Genomic DNA, 23,541 nt, shown 5'->3' with positions numbered 1-23,541 from the left:
GGTCCGGCGCCGGGCCGTCCGGGCCCGCTGTGGACGGCCCGGTCAGCGGCCGCGCAACGCGCGCCGGGCCGAGTCGGTGCGGCGGGCCGCGTTGGCGACGTGCACCTCGGCCTGCAGCACCGTCACGCCCTCGGGGGCGGCCAGCACGGGCGCGAAGCGCAGGCGGGCGACCTGCGGCAGGTCGTCCTTGAGGACGCTGACGCGGCCCACGAGGTCCTCCAGCGCGGCGAGGTCGACGGAGGGCACCCCGCCGGTGCCGCGCAGCTTCACGGCGGCGCGGGGGGCGCGGACCATGCGGGCCACGTCCCGGTCCGTGAGCGGGGGCACGCGGTGCACCCAGTCCCCCAGCAGGTCCGTGGCGTCGCCGGCGATGCCGAAGGAGACCACGGGGCCCAGCAGCGGGTCCTCGAGCGCCGTGAGCATGCAGGCCTGGCCGGCGGGGGCCATGGCCTGGACCTCGAGCTCGCGCACGCCGAACGGCGCGAGCAGACGGCGCATGTGCTCGACGTTGCGGCGCAGGGAATCGGCGTCCACCACGTTCAGGCGGACGCCGCCCAGGTCGAGTCGGTGCCGCAGGTGGGGGTCCACGGCCTTGAGCGCCACGGGGAAGCCGAGCCGCTCGGCGGCCGCCACGGCCTCGTCGGCGGTCTCGAACCGGGCCGAGGGCAGCACGGTGATCCCGTAGTGGCCCAGCAGCGTCTCGGTCTCCTCGTCGGAGAGCCGGACGAGTTCGGTGCCCTCGGCACGCGCGGCGGCCGCCTCCACGAGCTCCTCGGCCTCGTGCGGGTGCAGGCCGGTCGGCTCGAGCGGCTCGCCGACCTCCTGGCGGCGCCAGTGGACGTAGTCCGCGAGCGCGCCGAGCACGGTCATGGCCTGCTGCGGCGACGGGTAGAAGGGCAGGCCGGGCTGCAGGGAGCCGGGCTCGGCGTCGTCACCCACGGGCCCGGTGGCGCCGAGCGTGGCGCCGCGGTAGCGCGGGGAGACGACGTCGGTCAGGCAGCCGAGCACGGGGATGCGGGCGTCCCGGGTCGCGTCCGCGAGGGCGTGGGCCAGCCGCTCCGGCTCGTCGTCCGCCTGGTGCAGGCCGAGGCGGGCCAGCACCACGACGGCGTCGGCCTGCTCGTGGCGGACGGCGTCCCGGACGGCGGAGACCAGCGTCTCGGCGGGCGGGGCGATGCCCTGTTCGCTGCCGACGAGGCCGACGGTGGCCGTGACCTCCAGCCCGGCCTCGGCCGCGGCGTCGCGGCCCAGCCGGTCCAGGGCGAGCGAGTCGGCCACGAGGACGACGCGGTGGCCCGTGGGCAGCGGCTGGCTGGCCACGGCCATGAGGATGTCGAGCATGGCCTCGTGCGTGTGGGCCTCGAGCACGCCGGTCTGGTCGAGCATCGAGTCCACGGCGCCCTCGGGGGCCTGGGTGGTGCGGGTCTCGTGGCCCGGGGGCAGGAAGCGCCCGGTGACGTCGGAGCGGACCACCACGACGGGCTTGGTGCGGGAGAGCCGCCGGGCGATGCGGGAGAACTTGCGCGGGTTGCCGAACGACTCGAGGTACACGCCGACGGCGGCGGTGTGGGGGTCCGCCTCGAAGAACTGCATGGCGTCGTTGCCCGAGACGTCCGCACGGTTGCCGGCGCTGATCGAGGTGGAGATCCCCACCCCGCGGCGCTTGACGCCGGCGGAGACCATGGCGCCGACGGCGCCGGACTGGCTGAACAGGCCGACGGGGCCGCGCTGGGCCAGGCCCGGGGACGGGGAGGCGTTGAGGCGGATCGCGGGGTCGGTGCGGACCAGGCCGGCCGAGGCCGGGCCGATCACACGCATGCCGTGGGCGCGGGCGCGGGAGACCAGGCGGCGCTGGGCCTCGAGCCCCTCGGCGCCGGCGTCGGCGTAGCCCGAGGTGAGGACCACGAGGCCCTGGGCCCCGGCCGCGGCGGCCTCGGGGATGAGGGCCTCGACCTCGTCGGCGGGCACGGCGACGACGACGAGGTCGACCGGCTCGCCGATGTCGGCCAGGGAGCGGTGGGCGGTGAGGCCCTGGACGTCCTCGGCGGCGCGGTTCACGGCGTGGACGGCTCCCGTGAAGCCCGCCTCGAGGACGTGGCGCAGCACGAGCGAGCCGACGGCCTGCGGATCGCGGGAGGCGCCGACGACGGCCACGGACGCGGGCTCGACCAGCTCGGCGACGCTGCGGGACTCGGCGCGGTGCTCGCGGGACTCGACGACGGCGCGCCACCGGGCGGTGGGGTCGATGGGGAACTCGACGGCCACGACGCCGTCCTCGAACCGGCGGGTCACCTCGAAGCCGGACTCCTGGAACACCGAGAGCATCTTGCGGTTCTCGGGCAGGACCTCGGCGGTGAAGCGGCGGATGCCGTTCTCGCGGGCGGCCACGGCCAGGTGCTCCATGAGGATGGAGCCCAGCCCGCGGCCCTGCGCGGCGTCGGAGATGTTGAAGGCGACCTCCGCGGCGTCGGAGTCCCCGTAGCGGTCGTAGCGGCCCACGCCCAGCAGGCGGCCGCCCCGGGTGATCACGAACGCCACCCGGTCCCGGTGGTCCACGTGGGTGAACCGGTCCAGGTCCTTGGCGCTCAGCTCGGACTTGTACGTGAAGTAGCGCAGGTAGATGGAGTTCTCGGACTGCCCGGCGTGCATGCGCTGCAGCTCGGCGGCGTCCTCGGGCGAGATGGGCCGCAGGTGGGCCGTCGCACCGTCACGGAGCACCACATCGGCCTCCCAGTGGGAGGGATATCCGCGGACGGCTTCGGTCTCACCCATAGGATCACTGTAGACAATCCCCGACGCCGTGAGGACTCCCCGACCACCATGATGGCCCGTTCATCCCGTTCCCGCCCCGCCGAGCAGGACGCCCCGCGCCCGCTGCCGCTGGAGCAGGAGAACATCGTCGACGTCGACGTCTCCGAGGAGATGGAGGCGTCCTTCCTCGAGTACGCCTACTCGGTGATCTACTCGCGCGCCCTGCCGGACGCGCGCGACGGCCTCAAGCCGGTGCAGCGGCGCATCCTCTACATGATGGCCCGCATGGGCCTGCGCCCGGACCGCGGCCATGTGAAGTCCGCCCGGGTGGTAGGCGAGGTGATGGGCAAGCTGCACCCCCACGGCGACGCCGCGATCTACGACGCGATGGTCCGCCTCGCCCAGCCGTTCTCCCTGCGTCTGCCCGTGGTGGACGGGCACGGCAACTTCGGCTCGCTCGACGACGGCCCCGCGGCCCCGCGCTACACGGAGGCCCGCATGGCCCCGGCCGCCCTGGCGCTCACCGCGGACCTCGACGAGGGCACCGTGGACTTCGTCCCCAACTACGACAACCAGCTCCAGCAGCCGGCCGTGCTGCCCGCCGCCTACCCCAACCTGCTTGTCAACGGCACCACCGGCATCGCCGTCGGCATGGCCACGAACATGGCCCCGCACAACCTGCGCGAGGTCGTGGCGGGCGCGCGCCACCTGCTCGCGGACCCCGAGGCGGACCTCGAGGCGATCATGGCCCACATCCCCGGCCCCGACCTCCCCTCGGGCGGCCGGATCGTGGGGCTCGACGGCGTCCGCGACGCCTACGCGACCGGCCGCGGCACGTTCCGCATGCGAGCCGCTGTCGCCGTGGAGCAGGTCTCCGCGCGTCGCACCGGCCTGGTCGTCACCGAGCTGCCGTACGGCGTGGGCCCCGAGAAGGTCATCGAGCGGATCAAGGCCGGCGTCGACGCGAAGAAGCTCAGCGGCATCGCCGACGTCGTGGACCTGACGGACCGCAAGAACGGGCTGCGCCTGCAGATCGAGCTCAAGTCCGGGTTCAACCCCCAGGCCGTGCTGGCCGCCCTGTACCGGCACACCCCGCTCGAGGAGACGTTCGGGATCAACAACGTCGCGCTCGTCGACGGGCAGCCGCAGACCCTGGGCCTGCTGCCCCTGCTGCGGGTCTACGTGGACCACCGTCTGGACGTGGTGCGGCGCCGCACGGGGCACCGCCTCGGCAAGCACCGCGATCGTCTCCACCTCGTCGAGGGCCTGCTGCTGGCGCTCGTGGACATCGACGAGGTCATCGAGATCATCCGTTCCTCGGACGACACCGCGGCCGCGCGCACCCGCCTCATGGGCGTCTTCGACCTCACCCAGGTGCAGGCCGACCACATCCTGGAGCTGCGGCTGCGCCAGCTGACGAAGTTCTCCCGCATCGAGCTGGAGGCCGAGCGCGACGAGCTGCAGGCCGCGATCGCCGAGCTCGAGGCGATCCTCGCCTCCGACGCGCGGCTGCGCGAGGTGGTCTCGGCCGAGCTGCAGGCCGTGGCCGACGAGCACGGCGACGACCGGCGCACGGTCCTGCTCGAGGCCGAGACCGCCGCGGCCCCCGCCGCCGGGCCCGCACCGTCCGGGCCCACCCCCGCCGGCGCCGCGGAGGCCGGGGCGGACCTGATGGTCCCCGACACGGCGTGCTGGGCCCTGCTCTCCACCTCCGGACGCCTGCTGCGCACCGCGGACCGCACGCCGATCGCCCCGCAGGGCCGGCGCCGCAAGCACGACGCCTTCACCTCCGTGGTCCCGACGACGGCCCGCGGCGAGATCGGGGCCCTCACCTCCGCCGGCGCGCTGCACCGCCTCCAGGCGGTCGACCTGCCGGCGGCCGGCGAGCCGTCCGCGGCCCCCGCGATGACCGCGGCCGTCCCCGTCGCGGAGCTGGTGCCCCTGGCCAAGGGCGAGACGCTCGTGGCCCTGGTCCCCCTGGACGCCGTCCTGGCGCTGGGCACCGCCCACGGGGTCGTCAAGCGCGTCCGGCCGGAATGGCCCCTGAACCGCCAGGTCGTCGACGCCGTCGCCCTGAAGGACGGCGACGCGGTGGTCGGCGCCGCCCCCGCCCCGGACGAGGCCGACCAGCTCGTCTTCCTCACCCGCACCGGCCAGCTGCTGCGCTACGCCGCCTCCGCCGTGCGCCCCCAGGGCCCGGCCGGCGGCGGTGTCGCGGGCATCCGGCTGGCCGCCGGGGACACGGTGCTCGCGTTCGGGGTGGCCCCCGCCGCCTCCCTCACCGAGACCGGTGCGGACGCCGCGGCCCACCCGCGGCCCGCCGTCGTGGTGACCGTGGCGGACGGCGAGGCGGACGTGCTCGGCTCCGCCCCGGGCTCCGTCAAGGTCACCCCGCTCGGGGAGTATCCGGCCAAGGGCCGCGGCACCGGCGGCGTGCGCGCCCACCGGCTGCTCAAGGGCGAGAGCGGCCTCGAGCTCGGCTGGATCGGCGCCGCGCCCGCGCTCGCGGCCTCCCGGGCCGGCGTGGCCCGCGCGCTGCCGATCGAGTATGGGCGCCGGGACGGCTCGGGCGTGCCCGTGGACCAGCGCATCGAGGCCGTCGGCGCCGGCGCCTCCCCCGAACTCGTCTCGGCCCCGCCCGCCGAGGACGACGCCGTGGCCGTGTCCGCGGACTGACCCCGGTCCGGGGCGAGCCTGTTCGCCTCGGGCCGATCGACGCCCCGGATGGGCGCCCCGCCCGACCCCTCCGATACAGTGGGCTGTCGTCTCACCGCAGGTGAGCGCCCCCCTCCCCCGACCCCCCGCAGATTGGTCCTGGTGACGAACGTGTCCGGCAACGCCAGCTACGAGTACTCCCGCGCCGCCCTCCTGGCGGTCACCGAGGTGGAGGCCCCCGTCGAAGTCACCTCGCGGGACCTCGACGACCAGCTGGCGGAGGTGCTCACCCGCCTGCGCCTGCCCGGCTCCCTCCTGGAGCGGGTGGCCGGTGTGCGCAGCCGACGGAACTGGGACGAGACCGAGGACTTCCAGGAGGCCGCCGCCCGCGCCGGCGTCGCGGCCCTGGAGCAGGCCGGCGTCCCCCGGGAGCGGGTGGGCCTGCTCGTGAACACGTCGGTCACCCGGGCCACGCTCGAGCCCTCCGTGGCCGTGCGGATCCATCACCTCATGGGGCTGCCGACCTCGGCGACCAACTTCGACATCACGAACGCGTGCCTCGGGTTCGTCAACGGCCTCATGCTCGCCTCCACCCTCGTGGACGCCGGCCAGATCGACTACGCGGTCGTGGTCGCCGCCGAGGACGCCTCGAAGGTGCAGGCCGCCACCGTGGCCAACCTGCACGCCGAGACCACGCACCGCGGCAACTTCATGGAGCAGTTCGCGTCCCTGACGCTGGGCTCCGGGGCCGCCGCCGCCGTCGTCGGCCGCATCGAGGACCACCCGGACGCCCATCGGATCGTCCGCGGGATCACCCGCGCCGGCACCGACCACCACGGCCTGTGCGTGGGCGACCACCACGGCATGTACACCGACTCCACCGCCCTGCTCAAGGACGGTCTCGAGCTCGTGATGGACGCGTGGCACGACGTCCCGGCGGAGTGGGCGTGGCCGGAGGCCGACCGGTTCATCACCCACCAGGTCTCGCAGATGCACACCGACGCGATCGCGGAGTCCGCCCACCTGGACCCGGCGCGCATCCCGACGACGTTCCCCACGCTGGGCAACGTCGGCCCGGCGTCGCTGCCCATCACCCTCGTGCGGGAGATGGACGCCCTGGAGGACGGGGACACGGTGGTCTGCCTGGGCGTGGGCTCGGGCCTGAACACCGCGATGCTCGAGATCGAATGGTGAGCTGAAGGAGCCAGAGCCATGCCCCAGATCCCCGCCGCCCCCGCCGCCCTGCCGCCGGCCGACCGACTGCCCGGCTGGGACCCGGCGTGGTCCCGCCTCGTGGAGATCCGCTCCGCCGCGGACCCGGAGGGGACCGTGCGGACGCTGCACGTGGCGGACACCGGTCCCGTGCTCGCCGCGGCCGGGGCGGAGATCGTCGGCACGATCGTGGCGGTGCACGGCAACCCGACGTGGTCCTGGCTGTGGCGGTCCCTGCTCGCGGAGACCGTGCGCCGGGCACGCCGGGGCATGGCCGCGTGGCGCGTCGTGGCGCCGGACCAGCTGGACATGGGCTTCTCCGAGCGCCTCGCGCACGCGGGCTCCCCGTCCGCCGCGTCGATGGGCCGTGCCGGCGACACCTACCGCACGCTGGGCGGCCGCATCGCCGACCTGGACGCCCTGCTGGCGGCTCTCGGGCTGCGCGACCTGGCAGCCACCGGCCACCCGCTGATCACGCTCGGCCACGACTGGGGCGGTGTCGTGTCCCTCGGCTGGGCGGCGCGTCATCCGGAGCTGGTGGCCGGCGTCGCGACCCTGAACACCGCGGTCCACCAGCCCGAGGGGGCGCCGATCCCCGCCCCGCTGCAGGCCGCCCTCGCCGGGCCCGTCCTGCCGGCCTCCACCGTCACCACGGACGCCTTCCTCTCCGTGACGACCTCCCTCGCCACCCCGGCCCTCGACCGCGAGACGCGGGCCGCCTACCACCTGCCCTACGACACGGCGGCCCGACGCGGCGGCGTCGGCGGCTTCGTCGCGGACATCCCGGCCGACCCCGGCCACGGCAGCCATCCCGAACTGCAGCGGGTGGGCGAGGACCTCGCCGCCCTGGGCCGTACCGACGTGCCCGCCCTCATCCTGTGGGGCGCCGACGACCCGGTCTTCCTGGACCGCTACCTCGACGACCTCCGCGACCGCCTGCCCCACGCGCGCGTGCAGCGTTACGAGCGGGCGGGGCACCTGCTCGTGGACGACCGCGACATCACCGCGCCCCTGCTGCAGTGGGCCCAGCTGCTGCGCGGCGGCCAGCTCTCCGACCCCGCCTCGGGGCTGCCGGGCCCCGTCCCGCACGCCACCGCCGACGCGGCCGCCGACCCGGGCCTGGAGGTGGACCTCGGGGAGGAGCCCGGAGCCCGCGAGCCCGGCGTGGTCCGGCTCTGGGACCACCTGCGCGACTGGGGCGCCCCCGGCTCGGACCACCGCGAGTACACCGCGCTGGTGGACATGGCCGGCGCCCAGGCCGGCCGCTCGCTCGTGGGCACCGCCCGCCGCCCCGTGGCCGTCACCTGGGGTGAGCTGCAGGAGATGGTCTCGGCCATCGCGACCGGGCTGTGGACCGCGGGCATGCGACCGGGCGACCGGGTCGCCATGCTCGTGCCGCCGGGTCGCGACCTGTCGGCGGCCCTGTACGCCGTGCTGCGCGTGGGCGCCGTCGCCGTGGTGGCGGACCAGGGCCTCGGGGTCAAGGGCATGACCCGGGCGATGAAGTCGGCCCGCCCCCGCTGGATCATCGGCCGCACCCCCGGTCTGACGCTGGCCCGCGCCCAGTCCTGGCCGGGCACCCGGATCTCCGTGACCGAGCCGGGCGCCGCCCAGCGCCGCCTGCTCGACGTCTCCGACTCGCTCTACGCGATGGTGGACCGCCACCGCGACCCGGCCACGGGCGACGCCGTCGACGAGTACGGCACCGTGCTGCCCGAGCCCGCCCTGGACGCGGACGCCGCGGTGCTGTTCACGTCCGGCTCCACGGGCCCGGCCAAGGGCGTCGTGTACACGCACGAGCGGCTGGGCCGCCTCGTGGCGCTGATCTCCCGCACCCTGGGCATCCGCCCGGGCGGCTCCCTGCTGGCCGGCTTCGCCCCGTTCGCGCTGCTCGGACCCGCCCTCGGCGCCGCGTCCGTCTCCCCGGACATGGATGTCACCCAGCCAGCCACCCTCACCGCGCAGAAGCTGGCCGACGCCGCGATCGCCGGGCAGTCGAGCGTGCTGTTCGCCTCCCCCGCCGCCCTGGCGAACGTGGTCGCGACCGCCGACGGCCTCGACGCGCCCCGGCGCGAGGCGCTCGACGCCGTGCGTCTCGTGCTCTCGGCCGGCGCCCCCGTGCACCCGCAGCTGATGCGTCAGGTCTCGGACCTGATGCCGAACGCCCGGGTCCACACGCCGTGGGGCATGACCGAGGGGCTGCTGCTCACGGACATCGACGGCGCCGAGGTGCAGCGCCTGCGCGCCGCCGACGACGAGGGCGTCTGCGTGGGCTCCGCGCTGCCCACGGTGTCCCTGGCCATCGCGCCGCTGCTCGAGGACGGCAGCGCCGAGGACGTCATCCTCGACCCCGCGCGGGGCCACGGCGTCCTCGGCGAGATCGTGGTCAGCGCCCCCCACCTGAAGGACCGCTACGACGCGCTCTGGCACACCGACCAGCAGAGCAAGCGCGACGGGCTGTGGCGGCGGGACGGCCGGGTATGGCACCGCACCGCCGACGTCGGCCACTTCGACGCCGAGGGCCGCGTCTGGCTCGAGGGTCGGCTCCAGCACGTGATCACCACGCCCGAGGGCCCGGTCGGTCCGGGTGGGCCCGAGAAGACCGTCGACGCGCTCGGGCCGGTGCGACGCAGCGCCGTCGTCGGCGTCGGGCCCCGGGGCACGCAGGCCGTGGTCGTCGTCGTGGAGGCGGCCGTGCCGGCCACGCGCCCGGCGCGGCGCCCGGGTCACCACCGGGACGGCCGGCCCAAGCAGGGCCTCGCCCCGACCGCGCTGGCCTCCGCCGTGCGCGCGGCCCTCGAGCCGCTGCCGGTGGCCGCGGTGCTCGTGGCCGATGAGATCCCCACGGACATCCGGCACAACTCCAAGATCGACCGCGCCCGGGTGGCCGACTGGGCGGAGGCCGTGCTCGCCGGCGGGAAGGTGGGTGCGCTGTGAGCGGCTTCGGCTACGACGTCGACCTCGACGCCGCCGGGATGCCCGACCTCGTCGAGCGCCTCGCGTCGCGCCGCGTCCTGGTGACCGGCGCCTCGGGGCTGCTGGGTGCGGGCGTCGCCCGGGTGCTCGCCGATGCCGGCAACGACGTGACCACCCTGCAGCGGCGTCCGTCGGGCGTGCCCGGTGCGCGGGACGTGCGCGGGTCCGTGACCGACCCGGCCGCCGTCGAGGAGGCCCTGACCGGCGCGGACACCGTGGTGCACGTGGCCGCGAAGGTGTCCGTGTCCGGCCCCGAGCACGAGTACGAGGCCGTGAACGTGGAGGGCACGCGCATCCTGTTGCACGCCGCACAGCGCCACGGCGTGCGACGCTTCGTCCACGTCTCCTCCCCCTCCGTGGCGCACGCCGGCGACTCCATCGTCGGCGAGGGCGCCGGAGCCGCCAGCCCCGAGCACGCGCGCGGACCCTACGCGCGCACGAAGGCGGCCGGCGAGCGACTGGCCCTGGCCGCCGACCGCGACGACTTCCGCGTCCTGGTGCTGCGCCCCCACCTGATGTGGGGGCCCGGGGACCTGCAGCTCACCGACCGGATCGTGCAGCGCGCGCGGGCCGGGCGAATGCCCGTGCTCGGCACGGGCGCTCCCCTGGTCGACACGCTGTACACGGCCAACGCCGTCGAGGCCGTGGTGGCGGCTGTGTCCGCGGCCGACGTGCACCACGGCGAGGCCCTCGTGGTCACCAACGGCGAGCCGCGACCGGTCGGCGAGCTGATCCGCCAGATCGCGCTGGCGGGCGGCGCCGCGGAGCCCGAACGCCGCGTCCCGGCGGGCCTGGCCCGGCGCGCCGGTGCCCTGATCGAGCGGGCGTGGGAGCGGGATCTGTTCGGGCTGCGGTCCCGGGGCGTGGGCTCCGACGACGGCGAGCCGCCGCTGACCGAGTTCCTCGCCGAGCAGCTCTCGACCGCCCACTGGTTCGACCAGCGTCGCACCCGTGAGGTCCTCGCGTGGACGCCGACCGTGAGCATCGACGAGGGCCTGCACCGCGTCGCGGCGTACTACCGCGACCGCTGACGCCCGCCGCGGCCGGAACGAGCGCCCGTCCCGAGCTTTCGTTCGGAAAACGGCGCGGGTCACGCCGCTTTCGTTCGGGAAACGGCGGCGGCCGCGCCGCCGTTTCCCGAACGAAAGCGGAGGGTCAGGCGTCGATGCGCTCGCGGTCCAGCTCGTCGGCGTGGGAGACGATGAAGTCCTTGCGCGGGGCCACCGCGGAACCCATGAGCAGGTCGAAGACGCGCTCGGCGGCCTCCACCTCGGCGATGTTCACGCGGCGGAGCATGCGGTGGCGCGGGTCCATGGTGGTCTCGGCCAGCTGGTCCGCGTCCATCTCGCCCAGACCCTTGTAGCGCTGGATCGGCTCGCGATACGAGCGGCCCTCCCGCTCCAGGCGGGCGAGCGTCGCGTGCAGCTCCTGCTCGGAGTACGTGTAGATGACCTCGCGTTCCTTGACGCCCCGGGTCACCGCCTCGATCCGGTGCAGCGGCGGGACGGCCGCGTACACGCGCCCGGCCTCGACCATGGGCCGCATGTAGCGGAAGAAGAGCGTCAGCAGGAGGGTGCGGATGTGGGCACCGTCCACGTCCGCGTCCGTCATCAGCACGACCTTGCCGTAGCGGGCCGCATCCAGGTCGAAGCTGCGCCCCGCACCACCCCCGACGACCTGGATCAGCGCCGCGCACTCGGCATTGGCCAGGATGTCCGAGACGGAGGCCTTCTGCACGTTCAGGATCTTGCCCCGGATCGGCAGCAGGGCCTGGAAGTCGGAGGACCGGGCCAGCTTGGCGGTGCCGAGCGCCGAGTCGCCCTCGACGATGAACAGCTCGGAGGAGGCGACGTCGTTGCTGCGGCAGTCCGCCAGCTTGGCCGGCATCGTCGAGGTCTCCAGGGCGTTCTTGCGCCGCTGGTTCTCCTTGTGGGTGCGCGCGGAGATGCGCGACTTCATCTCGGCGACGACCTTCTCCAGCAGCGTGTGCACCTGCTGCTTCTGGGCGCGGGCCGTGGAGGTGAGGCGGGCGGTCAGCTGCTTCTCCACCACTTGGGAGACGATCCGCCGCACCGCGGAGGTGCCGAGGATCTCCTTGGTCTGCCCCTCGAACTGCGGCTCGGCGAGCCGCACCGTCAGGACGGCGGTCATGCCGGCCAGCACGTCGTCCTTCTCCACCTTGTCCGACCCGGCCTTGAGCCGGCGCGCGTTGGCCTCCACCTGGGCCCGGAACACCTTCAGCAGTGCCGCCTCGAACCCGGACTGATGGGTGCCGCCCTTGGGCGTGGCGATGATGTTCACGAAGGACCGGAACACGGTGTCGTAGCCGACGTCCCAGCGCAGGGCGACGTCCACCTCGCACGTGCGCTGCACATCCTGCATGGAGGTGCGCCCGTCCTCGCCGAGCACCGGGACCCGCTCCTTGAAGGTGCCGGAGCCCTGGATCCGCCACACGTCCGTCACCGGGGTGGCGGGCGTGAGGTGCTCCACGAACTCGGAGATGCCGCCGTCGTACTGGAAGACCTCCTCGACCGGGCCGTCGGCGCCGGGCGTGCCGGGTCGGCGGCGCAGGTCCTTGACTGTGATCCGCAGGCCCGGGATCAGGTAGGCGGTCTGGCGCGCCCGCGCCTGGAGCTCCTCGGCGGAGAACGTCGCGTCCTTCACGAAGATCTGCTCGTCCGCCCAGTAGCGCACGCGCGTGCCGGTCTGCCCGCGCTTGGCCTTCCCGACGACGTCCAGCGGCGAGGCGTCCGTGGACGGCTCGAACGGGGCGTCTGGCGACGGGCGCGACCCGTCCTGGAAGCGGCCCGGCTCGCCGCGCCGGAACGACATCTGGTGGACCTTGCCGCCGCGCAGCACCTGCACGTCCAGGCGCGAGGACAGGGCATTGACCACCGACGCGCCCACGCCGTGCAGGCCACCCGAGGCGGCGTAGGAACCGCCGCCGAACTTGCCGCCGGCGTGGAGCTTGGTGAACACCACCTCGACACCGGACAGGCCGGTGCGCGGCTCCACGTCCACGGGGATGCCGCGCCCGTTGTCCTCGACCTCGACGGAGCCGTCCGGATGCAGGGTGATCTCGATCGACTGCCCGAAGCCGGCCAGAGCCTCGTCCACCGAGTTGTCGATGATCTCCCAGAGGCAGTGCATGAGGCCGCGGGAATCGGTGGAGCCGATGTACATGCCCGGCCGCTTGCGGACGGCCTCGAGCCCCTCCAGCACGGAGAGGTGGCGGGCGTTGTACTCGGTGTTCGCGGGCACGGGGCGGGCCTTTCGGTGGACGACGGCGGCCGGTCCAGCCTACTCCGCGGGCCGGACACGCCAGGGTTCGGGCCGGACGTCCCTGGGCAGCCCGGCCCGGCTGCTTGCGTACGCGGGTGGCGAAACGCGGGTGCGGGGCGGGCGCGCGGGGAAGTTCCCTGCCATCCTTGCTGTTCCATGGGACAAGAGGAGGACCGACCCGCCCCACCGGCGTCGTCGCCCTCCAGCCCCGAGAGACCCGAGGAGGACACCATGTCCATCACCGCCGTGGCCGAGCCGGCCGCCCTCACCCGTTCCGACCGCTGCGACCGCTGCGGCGCGCAGGCCTACGTCCGCGCCGTGCTGCACTCGGGCGGTGCCCTCCAGTTCTGCGCCCACCACGCCCGCGCCGTCGAGGACGCGCTGCGTCCCCAGGCCGCGCTGTGGCAGGACGAGACGGACCGCCTCACCGCCGGCGCCTGACGCGCCCGGCATGACGAAGGGCCGGACCCCCGCGGGGGTCCGGCCCTTCGTCATGCCGCTGCGACTCAGTCCAGGTAGTCCCGGAGCACCTGCGAGCGGGAGGGGTGACGCAGCTTGGACATGGTCTTCGACTCGATCTGGCGGATGCGCTCTCGTGTCACTCCGTAGACCTTGCCGATCTCGTCCAGCGTCTTGGGCTGGCCGTCGGTCAGGCCAAAGCGCATGGCGACGACACCGGCCTCGCGCTCGGAGAGCGTGTCCAGCACCGAGTGCAGCTGCTCCTGGAGCAGCGTGAAGGAGACGGCGTCCGCGGGCACGACGGCCTCGGAGTCCTCGATCAGGTCGCCGAACTCGGAGTCGCCGTCCTCGCCGAGCGGGGTGTGCAGGGAGATGGGCTCGCGGCCGTACTTCTGCACCTCGACGACCTTCTCCGGGGTCATGTCCAGCTCCTTGGCCAGCTCCTCCGGGGTGGGCTCGCGGCCGAGGTCCTGGAGCATCTGCCGCTGCACGCGGGCCAGCTTGTTGATGACCTCCACCATGTGCACCGGGATGCGGATGGTGCGGGCCTGGTCCGCCATGGCGCGGGTGATGGCCTGACGGATCCACCACGTGGCATACGTGGAGAACTTGAAGCCCTTGGTGTAGTCGAACTTCTCGACGGCGCGGATCAGGCCGAGGTTGCCCTCCTGGATGAGGTCCAGGAACAGCATGCCGCGACCGGTGTAGCGCTTGGCCAGGGAGACCACCAGACGCAGGTTGGCCTCGAGCAGGTGGTTCTTGGCCTTGCGCCCGTCCGCGATGATCAGCTGGATGTCCCGGCGCTCGCGGTAGTCGTCGGAGGCCTCGTGCTGCACGACGTGCTCGGCGTAGAGGCCGGCCTCGATGCGCATGGCCAGGTCCACCTCCTGCTCGGCGTTGAGCAGGGCGACCTTGCCGATCTGCTTCAGGTAGTCCTTCACCGGGTCCGCCGTGGCGCCCGCCACGACCACCTGCTGCACCGGGGCGTCGTCCTCGGAGTCGTCCATGACGAACGCGCCCTTGGACTGGGCCACCTTCTGGCCTGTGGCGGCCGTCGTGCCGGTCACGGCCTCCGCGTCCATCGCCGGACGCTCCGGAGCGTCCGAGCCGTCCGCGTCCTCATCATCAGAGTCTTCGGTGGCGGTCTCGTCCGCCACCACGTCCTCCTCGACGGCGTCCGCGGCCTCGGTGCGCTCGCGCGCCTGGACGAGCTCCTCGTCGTCCTCGGCCTGCTCGGCGGAGGCGGCGGACGCGGTGGCCTTCTTGCCCCCGGTCGTGGCGGTCTTCTTCGCGGCGGTGGTCTTGGCCGTGGCGGTGGTCTTGGCCGCGGTGGGCTTCCGGGTCGCCTTCTTCTTGGCCGTCGGCGTGGCAGCGGTCTTGGTCGCCGCCGACTTCGTCGCGGTCGTCCGCGTCGTGGCGCCCTTGGTCGTGGCGCTCTTCGTGGCTGCCGACTTCTTGGCTGCCGTGGAGCGGGTGCGCGTGGTCGTGGCCTCGGAGGCAGTGGTCTCCTTGCCGTCCTGCACACCGCTGGTCGTCGAAGTGGTCACTCGAGGCCTTTCCGTCTCGTCCGCGGCCACCCGCGGATCCTTGCAGTCCATAGACACGTGACCCTGTCAAGTCGCGGCCTCGGACGACCGACGTCGTCCGGGCCCGCCGACTGCAGGGTCCGTGAGTGCCAACGACGGCTGAGACCGATCTATTCCGCACCCGGGAAACGGGCTGCGGTCGGCCGTGCCGTCGTGAAGCCGCATCATTCTCTCATGGGCGGCCACCGTCGGGCCGCCACGCGGTGGCCGGGTCGGTCGCCCAGCCTGCGACGCACCCCGCGGCCACGATGCGTCGCAGGACGGAGACGAACGGGTCGCCGGGACTCAGCGCCGCCGCCGCGGTCAGGTGGGCGTCCGCGTCGGAGCCGTGGCCGCGGGCCCAGCCGACCCACCCGGCCAGCGCCAGGGCCTGCGCCGCCACAGCCGGCGTCGCGACGGGCACGAGCGCGCGCAGCCCCGCCCGCAGGGCGTCCAGCCGATCCCAGGCCGGCGCCCGGCCCGAGGCCGCGGTGAGGATCCGTTCCTCGTCCCCCGGATCCCCCGTGGCCGCGCCGGACGGCGCGGCGGCATGGAGCAGCAGGCCGTCGCGCCAGGCCGGACGCGTCAGCGGCGAGCCCAGCACGGCCGGTGCGGGCGCGCCGCGGTCACGAGCCGCGCCGGTCAGCACCGACTCCCACTGCGCCAGCCACGCGCGGCGTGCCGCGGGCGCGTCCTGCTCGGGAGGCCGCCACCGCGCGTCGTCGGCCCGGGCCGCCGCGGGACCGCGGCGCGGGACCGGGTCGGGCACTGCTGCACGGTCCCAGACCGAACCGCGGGTCATCAGGTGCAGGGACAGCGGCGCGGCTCGGGGGTCGAGCGGGCCCTCCTCGGCGACGCCGCTCCCCCACCAGGGGCGCGCCCGTCCCCGCGCGCACGTCCAGGCCGCGGTCAGGGGGCGACCCGCGGACGCCAGGGCGTCGTCGAGCGCCGCGGCCCAGCCGGGACGGGCGAGCGTGGCCCGGGCGCCGTCCGGCAGCGCGAGGCAGAGCGTCGCGTCCGCGGCTGCGTCCCGCCGGCACACCTCGGCCACGGCGCAGGCCCAGGCGCCGACGTCGACCTCCTCGGGAGGCAGGTCGACCCGCACCACGGCGCGCAGGCGCCCGTCGCGCAGGGTGAGGAGGACCAGGCTGCCCTCGGGCAACCGCCCGAGGGCGTGGCCGACGTAGGCGAGCAGGTCCTCCGGGCCGCGGGCCGGCAGGACGGGGACGTCGAGTGAGGTGGGGGCTTCCATGCCGCCACCCTGGCCGACCGGGCGCCCGCGGTGGGATCAGTCCCCGTCGCCGGTGGACGGACGGCCGGGTCCGTCCTCCTGTGCAGGAGCGGACCCGCCGCCGGCGTCCCGCGCGGCGAGGTACGCCTCGACGGCGGAGGCGAGTTCGTCGCCGTCGGGCAGGCCCTGCTCGGTCTCGAGCAACGACCGCTCCTGGTCCTCGGCGTTCTGGTCGTAGTTGCGCTCCAGGCCGGCGATCATCTGCTGGATCTCCCCGGACCCGGAGACCTGGCGCTCCAGCTCGGCCTCGATGTCCCGCGAGGCGTCTCGCAGGTCGTCCGAGGGCAGCATGAGCCCCATGGCGGCCCCCGCGTACTCGAGCGCGGCCACGGCCGCCTGGGGGAAGGACGCCTCGGCCACGTAGTGCGGCACATGGACGGTGTAGCCCGCCGTCGGCAGGTCCGCCTCCTCGGCGCGCAGCTCGAGCATCTGCAGCAGCCCCGCGACGATGTCCGCCTCCGGGCTCCAGGTGGACAGCCCCTCGACGGCGTCGGCGCGGGACCCGTGGGTCGTGACCCCGAGCCGCCGCGTGTGCGGCACGGGCAGCGGGGCCGCGTCGAGGAAGGTGAGCGAGTCCACCTCCCACTCCTGCGCGAGGCCGAGCACGGCCTCCGTCACCGCCTGCCACCGGAAGTCCGGCTCGGGGCCGGACAGCAGCAGGAAGGGGTGGCCGAGCAGGTCCTCGACCAGCTGCACCTCGAGCGCGGGCAGGCGCAGATCACGGTAGCGGTCCCGGTCGAACCGGAGCCGGGGACGCCGGGCGCGGTAGTCGAACATCGAGTCGACGTCGAAGGAGACGACGGTCCGATGGGTCAGGTGCTCGTGCAGCGCGGCCCGCACCTGCCGAGCGACCCGGCCCGCGTCCATGTGCCCGGTCAGGGCCACGAGCATGCCCAGGCCGGGGGGCACGGGCGCCCCCTCATGACGGGTGTACAGCGGCGCGGCGTCCTGCACGTCTCGTTCCCCTTCCGGTGGTCCGTCTGCGGGAGAGCCGTCCCCGCCGCCCGGATGGCGGCGGACGCGGATCCCTCCCTGTCCTCTGGCGTCAGTCAACCACGGCACGGCACCCTCCTATTCCGCGCCCGCGCGCCCTGGACGGGCGCGCGAGCCCTCTGGCTAGGATGACGCGGGACGGCCCGGCCCACCCCGCCGGGCGCATCCCCCACCCCCGGAAGAGAGGCCCGTCCGTGATCACCCTGGACCGCCCGACCCTGACCGCCCGCGCCCTGGAGGACTTGACCGCCTCCGCCCTCGTGGTGGGGGTGGGCACCGGCCCGGACGGCCCCGTGCTCCTGACGGACGCGCTGCCGGCCGAGGCGGCCACCGCCCTCGAGGCCTCGTTCGAGCTGCTGGGCGTGCGGGGCGCCGAGGACGAGGTCCATCGCCTGCCGGGCCTGGGCGGCGTGCCGGTGCCGCTGCTGGTCCTGGCCGGCGTCGGCGGTCTGGACGACGACGGCGAGGCCGCGGACGAGTCCCTGCGCCGCGCCGCCGGGGCTGCCGTGCGCTCCCTGGCCGGCACCGACGCCGTGGCCCTGGCCCTGCCGGCCGACACCCCGGCCCGACTGGCCGCCGTCGCCGAGGGCGCCGTCCTGGGCGCGTACGCCTTCACCGCCCAGAAGTCCGAGCGCGCCCGCGCCGAGACGGACACGTCCCGTCCCGTCCGCGAGGTCGAGGTCGTCACCCCGCTCGCCGCCGCGGACGCCGACCCCGTGCTGCGCCGGGCCGCCGTCGTGGGCGACGCGGTCTGCGCCGTGCGCGACCTGGTGAACACGGCCCCCTCGCACCTCTACCCGGCCACGTTCGCGGACGCCGTCGCGGAGGACCTCGCGGACTCGTCCGTGAGCGTGGACGTGTGGGACGAGGACCGCCTGCGCGCCGAGGGCTTCGGCGGCATCCTCGCGATCGGCCAGGGCTCCTCCCGCCCGCCGCGGCTCGTGCGCATCGAGCACGCGCCGGCCGACGCCGCCGCGCACATCGCGCTGGTGGGCAAGGGCATCACCTTCGACACGGGCGGCATCTCGCTGAAGCCCGCCGCCTCGATGATGACGATGAAGTCGGACATGGCCGGCGCCGCCACCGTCTTCGCCGTCGTGCGCGCCGCCGCGGCCCTGGACGTCCCTGTGAAGGTGACCGGCTGGCTGGCGCTGGCCGAGAACATGCCCTCGGGCACCGCCATCCGCCCGTCCGACGTCATCACGATGTACGGCGGCAAGACCGTGGAGGTCATGAACACGGACGCCGAGGGCCGCGTCGTCATGGCCGACGCCCTCGTGGCGGCCACCGACGAGCGACCCGACGCGGTGCTCGACGTGGCCACCCTCACCGGTGCCCAGCTGGTCGCCCTCGGCGTGCGCCACACGGGCGTCATGGGTGACGACGCGCTGCGCGACGAGGTCGTCGCCGCGGCCGACGCGGCCGGGGAGCTCGCGTGGGGCATGCCCCTGCCGGAGCAGCTGCGCGCCTCGCTCACTTCGCGCGTTGCGGACATCTCCAACATGGGCGACCGCTTCGGCGGCATGATGACCGCCGCCACCTTCCTGCGCGAATTCGTCGACGCCGGACGGTCGGAGGGCGACGCCGCCGCACGGACCCCCTGGGCCCACCTCGACATCGCCGGCCCCTCCTTCAACGAGTCGGCCGCGTACGGCTACACCCCGCAGGACGCCACCGGCGTGATGGTGCGGACCCTGGTGGGTCTCATCGAGGGGCGTGCCCGGTAAGGTTGGTCCCGATGTCCACCGCGTCCCCGGCCGCGCGGCCCGCCGCCGACGGCCGGGGGTGGCGGTGACGCACCACCACCACGATCCACCGACCCCAGCACCAAGGAGCAACACCGTGGCCGACAAGGCAACCGCTCAGGAATTCGACGTCCTCGTCCTCGGCGGTGGCTCCGCCGGGTACGCCGCAGCCCTGCGTTCCGTGCAGTACGGCAAGTCCGTCGCCCTCGTGGAGAAGTCCAAGGTCGGCGGCACCTGCCTGCACTGGGGCTGCATCCCCACGAAGGCCTACCTGCACGCCGCCGAGGTGGCCGATGAGACCCGCAACGCCGCCAAGTTCGGCGTCAACGCGACCCTCGAGTCCGTGGACATGGCGAAGGTGCGCGACTACAAGGACGGCATCGTCGCCGGCAAGCACAAGGGCCTGGCCGGCCTGCTGAAGATGCGCAAGGTCCAGGTCATCGAGGGCGAGGGCAAGCTCGTCTCGAAGAACGAGGTCGAGGTCGACGGCACCCGTTACACGGCGGAGAACATCGTGCTGGCCTCCGGCTCCGTGGCCAAGACCATGGGCCTGCCCATCTCCAAGAAGATCATGACCTCCACGGAGGCCCTCGAGCTGGACTACACCCCGAAGTCGGCCATCGTGCTCGGCGGCGGTGTCATCGGCTCCGAGTTCGCGTCCCTGTGGAACTCCTTCGGCGTCGACGTCACCATCATCGAGGGCCTGAAGACCCTGGTCCCCAACGAGGACCCGGCGATCATCAAGGTCCTCGAGCGCGAGTTCAAGAAGAAGGGCATCAAGACCAACCTGGGCACGTTCTTCGACAAGGTCGAGGAGACCGACTCGGGCGTCAAGGTGACCCTCGCGGACGGCAAGGAGTTCGAGGCCGAGGTCTGCCTCGTCGCCGTCGGCCGCGGCCCGAACACCGAGGGCCTCGGCTACGAGGAGCAGGGCGTCAAGATGGACCGCGGCTTCGTCCTCACCGACGAGCGTCTGCACACCGGCGTCGGCAACATCTACGCCGTGGGCGACATCGTTCCCGGTCTGCAGCTGGCGCACCGCGGCTTCCAGCAGGGCATCTTCGTGGCCGAGGAGATCGCCGGCAACAAGCCGATGGTCGTCGAGGACATCAACATCCCGAAGGTCACCTTCACCGAGCCGGAGATCATGTCCGTGGGCTACACCCAGCCCAAGGCGGAGGAGGAGTTCGGCAAGGACAACGTCGAGGTCGCCGAGTACAACCTGGCCGGCAACGGCAAGTCCTCGATCCTCGGCACCGGCGGCATCATCAAGATGATCCGCCAGAAGAACGGCCCGATCGTGGGCGTGCACGGCATCGGCAAGCGCATCGGCGAGCAGATCGGCGAGGCGCAGCTCATCGTGAACTGGGAGGCCTACCCCGAGGACGTCGCCCAGTTCGTGCACGCGCACCCCACGCAGAACGAGGCCCTGGGCGAGGCCGCCATGGCCCTGTTCGGCCACCCGCTGCACAGCTGACCCACCGCACTGACCATCCCGGGCCCGTGCGTCGGGCCCACCTCGCAACCCCGGGGGGGGGGCCCCCCGCCGCCCCCCCCCTCATGAGGAGCATCGGAACCATGTCTGAAACCGTGAACCTGCCCGCCCTGGGCGAATCCGTCACCGAGGGCACCGTGACCCGCTGGCTCAAGGCCGTCGGCGACGAGGTCGCCGTCGACGAGCCCCTGGTGGAGGTCTCCACCGACAAGGTCGACACCGAGATCCCGTCCCCCGTGGCCGGCGTGCTCGAGGAGATCCTGGTCGAGGAGGACGACACGGTCGAGGTCGGCGCCCCGCTGGCCACGATCGGCGACGGCTCCGGCGGCGGCTCCGCCGACGCGTCGGAGGACGACGCCGCGGCCGAGGAGCCCGCCGTCGAGGAGGCGCAGCAGGACGACGCCCAGCAGGAGCCCGCAGGCGAGCCGGCTCCGGAGGAGCGCGCCTCCACCGACCAGGGCTCGGACGGGGCCCCGTCGGCCGGCGGCGAGGCCTCCGAGGTCACCCTGCCCGCGCTGGGCGAGTCCGTGACCGAGGGCACCGTGACCCGCTGGCTGAAGTCCGTCGGCGACGAGGTCGAGGTCGACGAGCCGCTGCTCGAGGTCTCCACCGACAAGGTCGACACCGAGATCCCCTCCCCCGTGGCGGGCACCCTCCTGGAGATCCGTGCGGAGGAGGACGACACCGTCGAGGTGGGCGCCGTCCTCGCGCTCGTCGGCTCCGGCTCCGCCGGCGGCGGCTCCGCCCCGTCGGAGGGCTCCTCCGGTCAGGACGAGGCGTCCGCCGAGGAGATCGAGGACAAGGCGACCGAGGCCGAGGCCCCCGAGGAGACCGAGGAGGCCGCCGAGGCCGCCGGCGCCGAGAAGTCGGAGAAGACGCCCGAGGCGTCCCCGTCCGAGGAGGCCTCCCGGCGCGAGTCCGCTGAGCGCGACTCCGCGCAGGCCGAGTCCGCCGAGGCGCCCTCCGCCACCGAGCCCGGCCAGGGCTACGTGACCCCGCTGGTGCGCCGCCTGGCCCACCAGAACAACGTGGACCTGTCCACGGTCCGCGGCACGGGCGTCGGCGGCCGCATCCGCAAGCAGGACGTGCTCGCCGCCGCGCTGGCCTCGCAGGCCGCCGCGGGCGGGTCCGAGGCTCCGGCCGAGCAGGCCTCCGAGGCTGCCGCCCCGTCGTCGGCCCCGGCCGCTGCGTCCGCCCCGGCCGCGAGCTCCTCCGTGGACCCCTCGGTCCGCGGCGAGGTGGAGAAGGCGCCGCGCATCCGCCAGGTCATCGCCCAGCGCATGCGCGAGTCCCTCGACCTGTCCACCCAGCTCACCCAGGTGCACGAGGTGGACGTCACCCGCATCGTGCAGCTGCGCAAGAAGGCCAAGGCCTCCTTCCAGCAGCAGGCCGGCGTGAACCTGACGTACCTGCCGTTCATCACCAAGGCGGTCGCCGAGGCCCTCAAGCAGCACCCCAAGCTGAACGCGTCGTTCTCCGAGGACAACAAGGAGATCACCTACCACGCGTCCGAGGACATCGCGATCGCCGTGGACACGGAGAAGGGGCTGCTGGTGCCCGTCATCAAGGACGCCGGCTCCCTGAACCTGACGGGCCTCGCCCAGAAGATCGCCGACGTGGCCGAGCGCACCCGCACGAACAAGATCTCGCCGGACGAGCTCTCGGGCGGCACGTTCTCGATCACGAACATCGGCTCCGTGGGCGCGCTGTTCGACACGCCGATCATCAACCAGCCGCAGGTCGCGATCCTGGGCACCGGTGCGATCGTGAAGCGCCCCATGGTGGTGACCGACGCGGACGGCAACGACTCGATCGCCATCCGCCACATGATGTACCTGTCCCTGACCTACGACCACCGCCTGGTGGACGGGGCCGACGCGGGCCGCTTCCTGACGACGCTGCGTCAGCGTCTCGAGGGCGGCGAGTTCGCCAACGAGCTGGGTCTCTGACGGAAAGGGAGAAGGACTGTGGATATCCTGCACAGCATCCTGGTGGCCGTGCACATCGTGTCCGCCGCAGCGATCGTGGGCGGTTGGTTCGCGCACTTCCGCAACCCGACCGTCACCACCTCGCAGTGGTGGGGCTCCGTGGGCATGATCGTCTCCGGCGTGGTGCTTTTCGGCCTCGCCATGAGCGGGGAGCCGAACCACATGAAGCTGGGCGTCAAGTTCCTGATCGGCGTCATCGTCTTCGTGGCCGCCCTGATCGGCCGCCGCAAGTCCAACCGCGGGGAGGTCGTGCCCACGGGCCTGGCCCACGCGGTGGGCGGTCTGGGCCTGGTGAACATCCTGGTCGCCGTCCTCTGGCAGTGATCAGCCCAGGCGGCTGACGCCGCACCACGCCGCGGGCCCCGGGGAGCTTCTCCCCGGGGCCCGCGGCGTCCCCCCGTCTGGACCGCCGGCCTCCGGCGCTGGATCCGGGCCCGGGGTCAGCGCGGATCGACGGTCTCGACCCGCCACGTCCGACCCGCCGCGCCGCCGTCCCGCCCCTCGGGGCCCTCTCCGTGGCCGCTGCGCAGGACCAGCACGACCTCCTCGGCCGTCGCCTCCCGATGCGCCGCCACGCGTCCCGCGCGGTCCAGCACGGTGTGGGCCGACGTCCGGAGCACGGCGTCGACACGCAGCGCGTCGTCCCCGGCCCGCCGGGCGGGTCCGGCCTGCTCCACCGTCACCTCGAGGCCGGAGAAGGCGAACCCCTCGTCCGTCAGCCGGCGCAGCAGATCCCGGTCGTTCTCCCACGCCGGTCCCCCGGGCACGGCGTAGGCGTCCAGTCGCGCAGGCTCCGGGTCGATGAGCGCGGCAGTCCGGGCGTGGCCGACCGCGGCCAGCGCCTCGCCCACGTCGACGGCGTCCTCCCCGGCGGCGTCCTCCCCGGGGGCACCCGCGTCCGGCACCCTCGCCGGCGTCCCGCTCTCCGGCGTCCCGTCCGCCGGGCGCGCCGCGTCCACCGAGGTGCCGGCCGGCACCGCGCCCGCCGGCTCCGGCGCCCCCTCCGTCGCGTCGCCCAGGGACGCCGGCCACCACAGCCCGGCGGTGCCGCCGCCGACGGCCAGCGCGGTGGCCAGCCCGGCGGCCACGAGGACGCCCCGGCGTGGCGCCGCCCCCCGTCGGCGCGCGG

At 74.2% G+C, this 23,541-nt stretch carries 14 protein-coding genes and 1 pseudogene; 9 read left to right on the top strand and 6 right to left on the bottom strand.

What is annotated here, in order from left to right:
- Window positions 1-42: 42 nt before the first annotated feature.
- On the bottom strand, window positions 43-2,772 hold the full coding sequence (locus tag SJ20_RS07740) for a GNAT family N-acetyltransferase (RefSeq protein WP_044659531.1): 2,730 nt from the start codon (window positions 2,770-2,772) through the stop codon (window positions 43-45).
- A gap of 48 nt (window positions 2,773-2,820) precedes the next feature.
- Here SJ20_RS07740 and SJ20_RS07735 point away from each other — a divergent pair, with 48 nt between their 5' ends.
- The 4 genes from SJ20_RS07735 (at window position 2,821) to SJ20_RS07720 (ending at window position 10,625) form a co-directional block, all read left to right on the top strand.
- Window positions 2,821-5,427, top strand: a complete 2,607-nt coding sequence (locus SJ20_RS07735) for a DNA topoisomerase (ATP-hydrolyzing) subunit A (RefSeq protein ID WP_044659530.1) — start codon at window positions 2,821-2,823, stop codon at window positions 5,425-5,427.
- 141 nt (window positions 5,428-5,568) lie between these two features.
- On the top strand, window positions 5,569-6,600 hold the full coding sequence (locus SJ20_RS07730; RefSeq protein WP_044659529.1) for a 3-oxoacyl-ACP synthase III: 1,032 nt from the start codon (window positions 5,569-5,571) through the stop codon (window positions 6,598-6,600).
- A gap of 18 nt (window positions 6,601-6,618) precedes the next feature.
- A complete protein-coding gene (locus tag SJ20_RS07725; RefSeq protein ID WP_044659528.1) occupies window positions 6,619-9,555 on the top strand; it encodes an alpha/beta fold hydrolase in 2,937 nt (978 codons plus the stop codon).
- A complete protein-coding gene (locus SJ20_RS07720) occupies window positions 9,552-10,625 on the top strand; it encodes an NAD(P)-dependent oxidoreductase (RefSeq protein WP_044659527.1) in 1,074 nt (357 codons plus the stop codon). Before SJ20_RS07725 ends, SJ20_RS07720 begins: the two co-directional genes overlap by 4 nt.
- A 124-nt stretch (window positions 10,626-10,749) precedes the next feature.
- Here the strand turns inward: SJ20_RS07720 and SJ20_RS07715 are convergent, their stop codons facing one another.
- Entirely contained in the window at window positions 10,750-12,855 is a 2,106-nt protein-coding gene (locus tag SJ20_RS07715) for a type IIA DNA topoisomerase subunit B (protein ID WP_044659526.1), read from the bottom strand.
- 252 nt (window positions 12,856-13,107) lie between these two features.
- Between SJ20_RS07715 and SJ20_RS07710 the strand changes: the two genes are divergently transcribed.
- Window positions 13,108-13,317, top strand: a complete 210-nt coding sequence (locus tag SJ20_RS07710) for a hypothetical protein (protein ID WP_002858172.1) — start codon at window positions 13,108-13,110, stop codon at window positions 13,315-13,317.
- Between the two features lie 65 nt (window positions 13,318-13,382).
- Here the strand turns inward: SJ20_RS07710 and SJ20_RS07705 are convergent, their stop codons facing one another.
- The 3 genes from SJ20_RS07705 to SJ20_RS07695 all read right to left on the bottom strand — a co-directional run bounded on the left by SJ20_RS07705 (window position 13,383) and on the right by SJ20_RS07695 (window position 17,145).
- Window positions 13,383-14,933: an RNA polymerase sigma factor gene (locus SJ20_RS07705; protein ID WP_239074670.1), complete on the bottom strand. Its 1,551-nt coding sequence runs from the start codon at window positions 14,931-14,933 to the stop codon at window positions 13,383-13,385.
- Window positions 14,934-15,093: 160 nt separating this feature from the next.
- Complete coding sequence (locus tag SJ20_RS07700; RefSeq protein ID WP_044659524.1) at window positions 15,094-16,152, bottom strand: DUF4192 family protein; 1,059 nt, start codon at window positions 16,150-16,152, stop codon at window positions 15,094-15,096.
- Window positions 16,153-16,188: 36 nt separating this feature from the next.
- Window positions 16,189-17,145: a PAC2 family protein gene (locus SJ20_RS07695; protein WP_044659523.1), complete on the bottom strand. Its 957-nt coding sequence runs from the start codon at window positions 17,143-17,145 to the stop codon at window positions 16,189-16,191.
- 233 nt (window positions 17,146-17,378) lie between these two features.
- Between SJ20_RS07695 and SJ20_RS07690 the strand changes: the two genes are divergently transcribed.
- From SJ20_RS07690 to SJ20_RS07675, 4 genes are all read left to right on the top strand, one after another.
- Window positions 17,379-18,911, top strand: coding sequence for a leucyl aminopeptidase (locus SJ20_RS07690; RefSeq protein ID WP_044659535.1), 1,533 nt, complete (start codon window positions 17,379-17,381; stop codon window positions 18,909-18,911).
- Window positions 18,912-19,026: 115 nt separating this feature from the next.
- On the top strand, window positions 19,027-20,406 hold the full coding sequence (gene lpdA / locus SJ20_RS07685) for a dihydrolipoyl dehydrogenase (RefSeq protein WP_036383063.1): 1,380 nt from the start codon (window positions 19,027-19,029) through the stop codon (window positions 20,404-20,406).
- 101 nt (window positions 20,407-20,507) lie between these two features.
- On the top strand, window positions 20,508-22,373 hold the full coding sequence (gene sucB / locus SJ20_RS07680) for a 2-oxoglutarate dehydrogenase, E2 component, dihydrolipoamide succinyltransferase (RefSeq protein WP_044659522.1): 1,866 nt from the start codon (window positions 20,508-20,510) through the stop codon (window positions 22,371-22,373).
- 18 nt (window positions 22,374-22,391) lie between these two features.
- On the top strand, window positions 22,392-22,736 hold the full coding sequence (locus tag SJ20_RS07675) for a hypothetical protein (protein WP_010078527.1): 345 nt from the start codon (window positions 22,392-22,394) through the stop codon (window positions 22,734-22,736).
- A 116-nt stretch (window positions 22,737-22,852) separates the two neighbouring features.
- Here the strand turns inward: SJ20_RS07675 and SJ20_RS07670 are convergent.
- Window positions 22,853-23,541, bottom strand: a pseudogene (locus SJ20_RS07670) (protein kinase); the annotation flags it as partial.

It is taken from the genome of Micrococcus sp. MS-ASIII-49 (assembly GCF_000946635.1).
GTDB classification, from domain to species: domain Bacteria; phylum Actinomycetota; class Actinomycetes; order Actinomycetales; family Micrococcaceae; genus Micrococcus; species Micrococcus luteus.
Note: the sequence above shows the minus strand (reverse complement) of the source record. Positions and strands in the feature narration are given on the sequence as shown.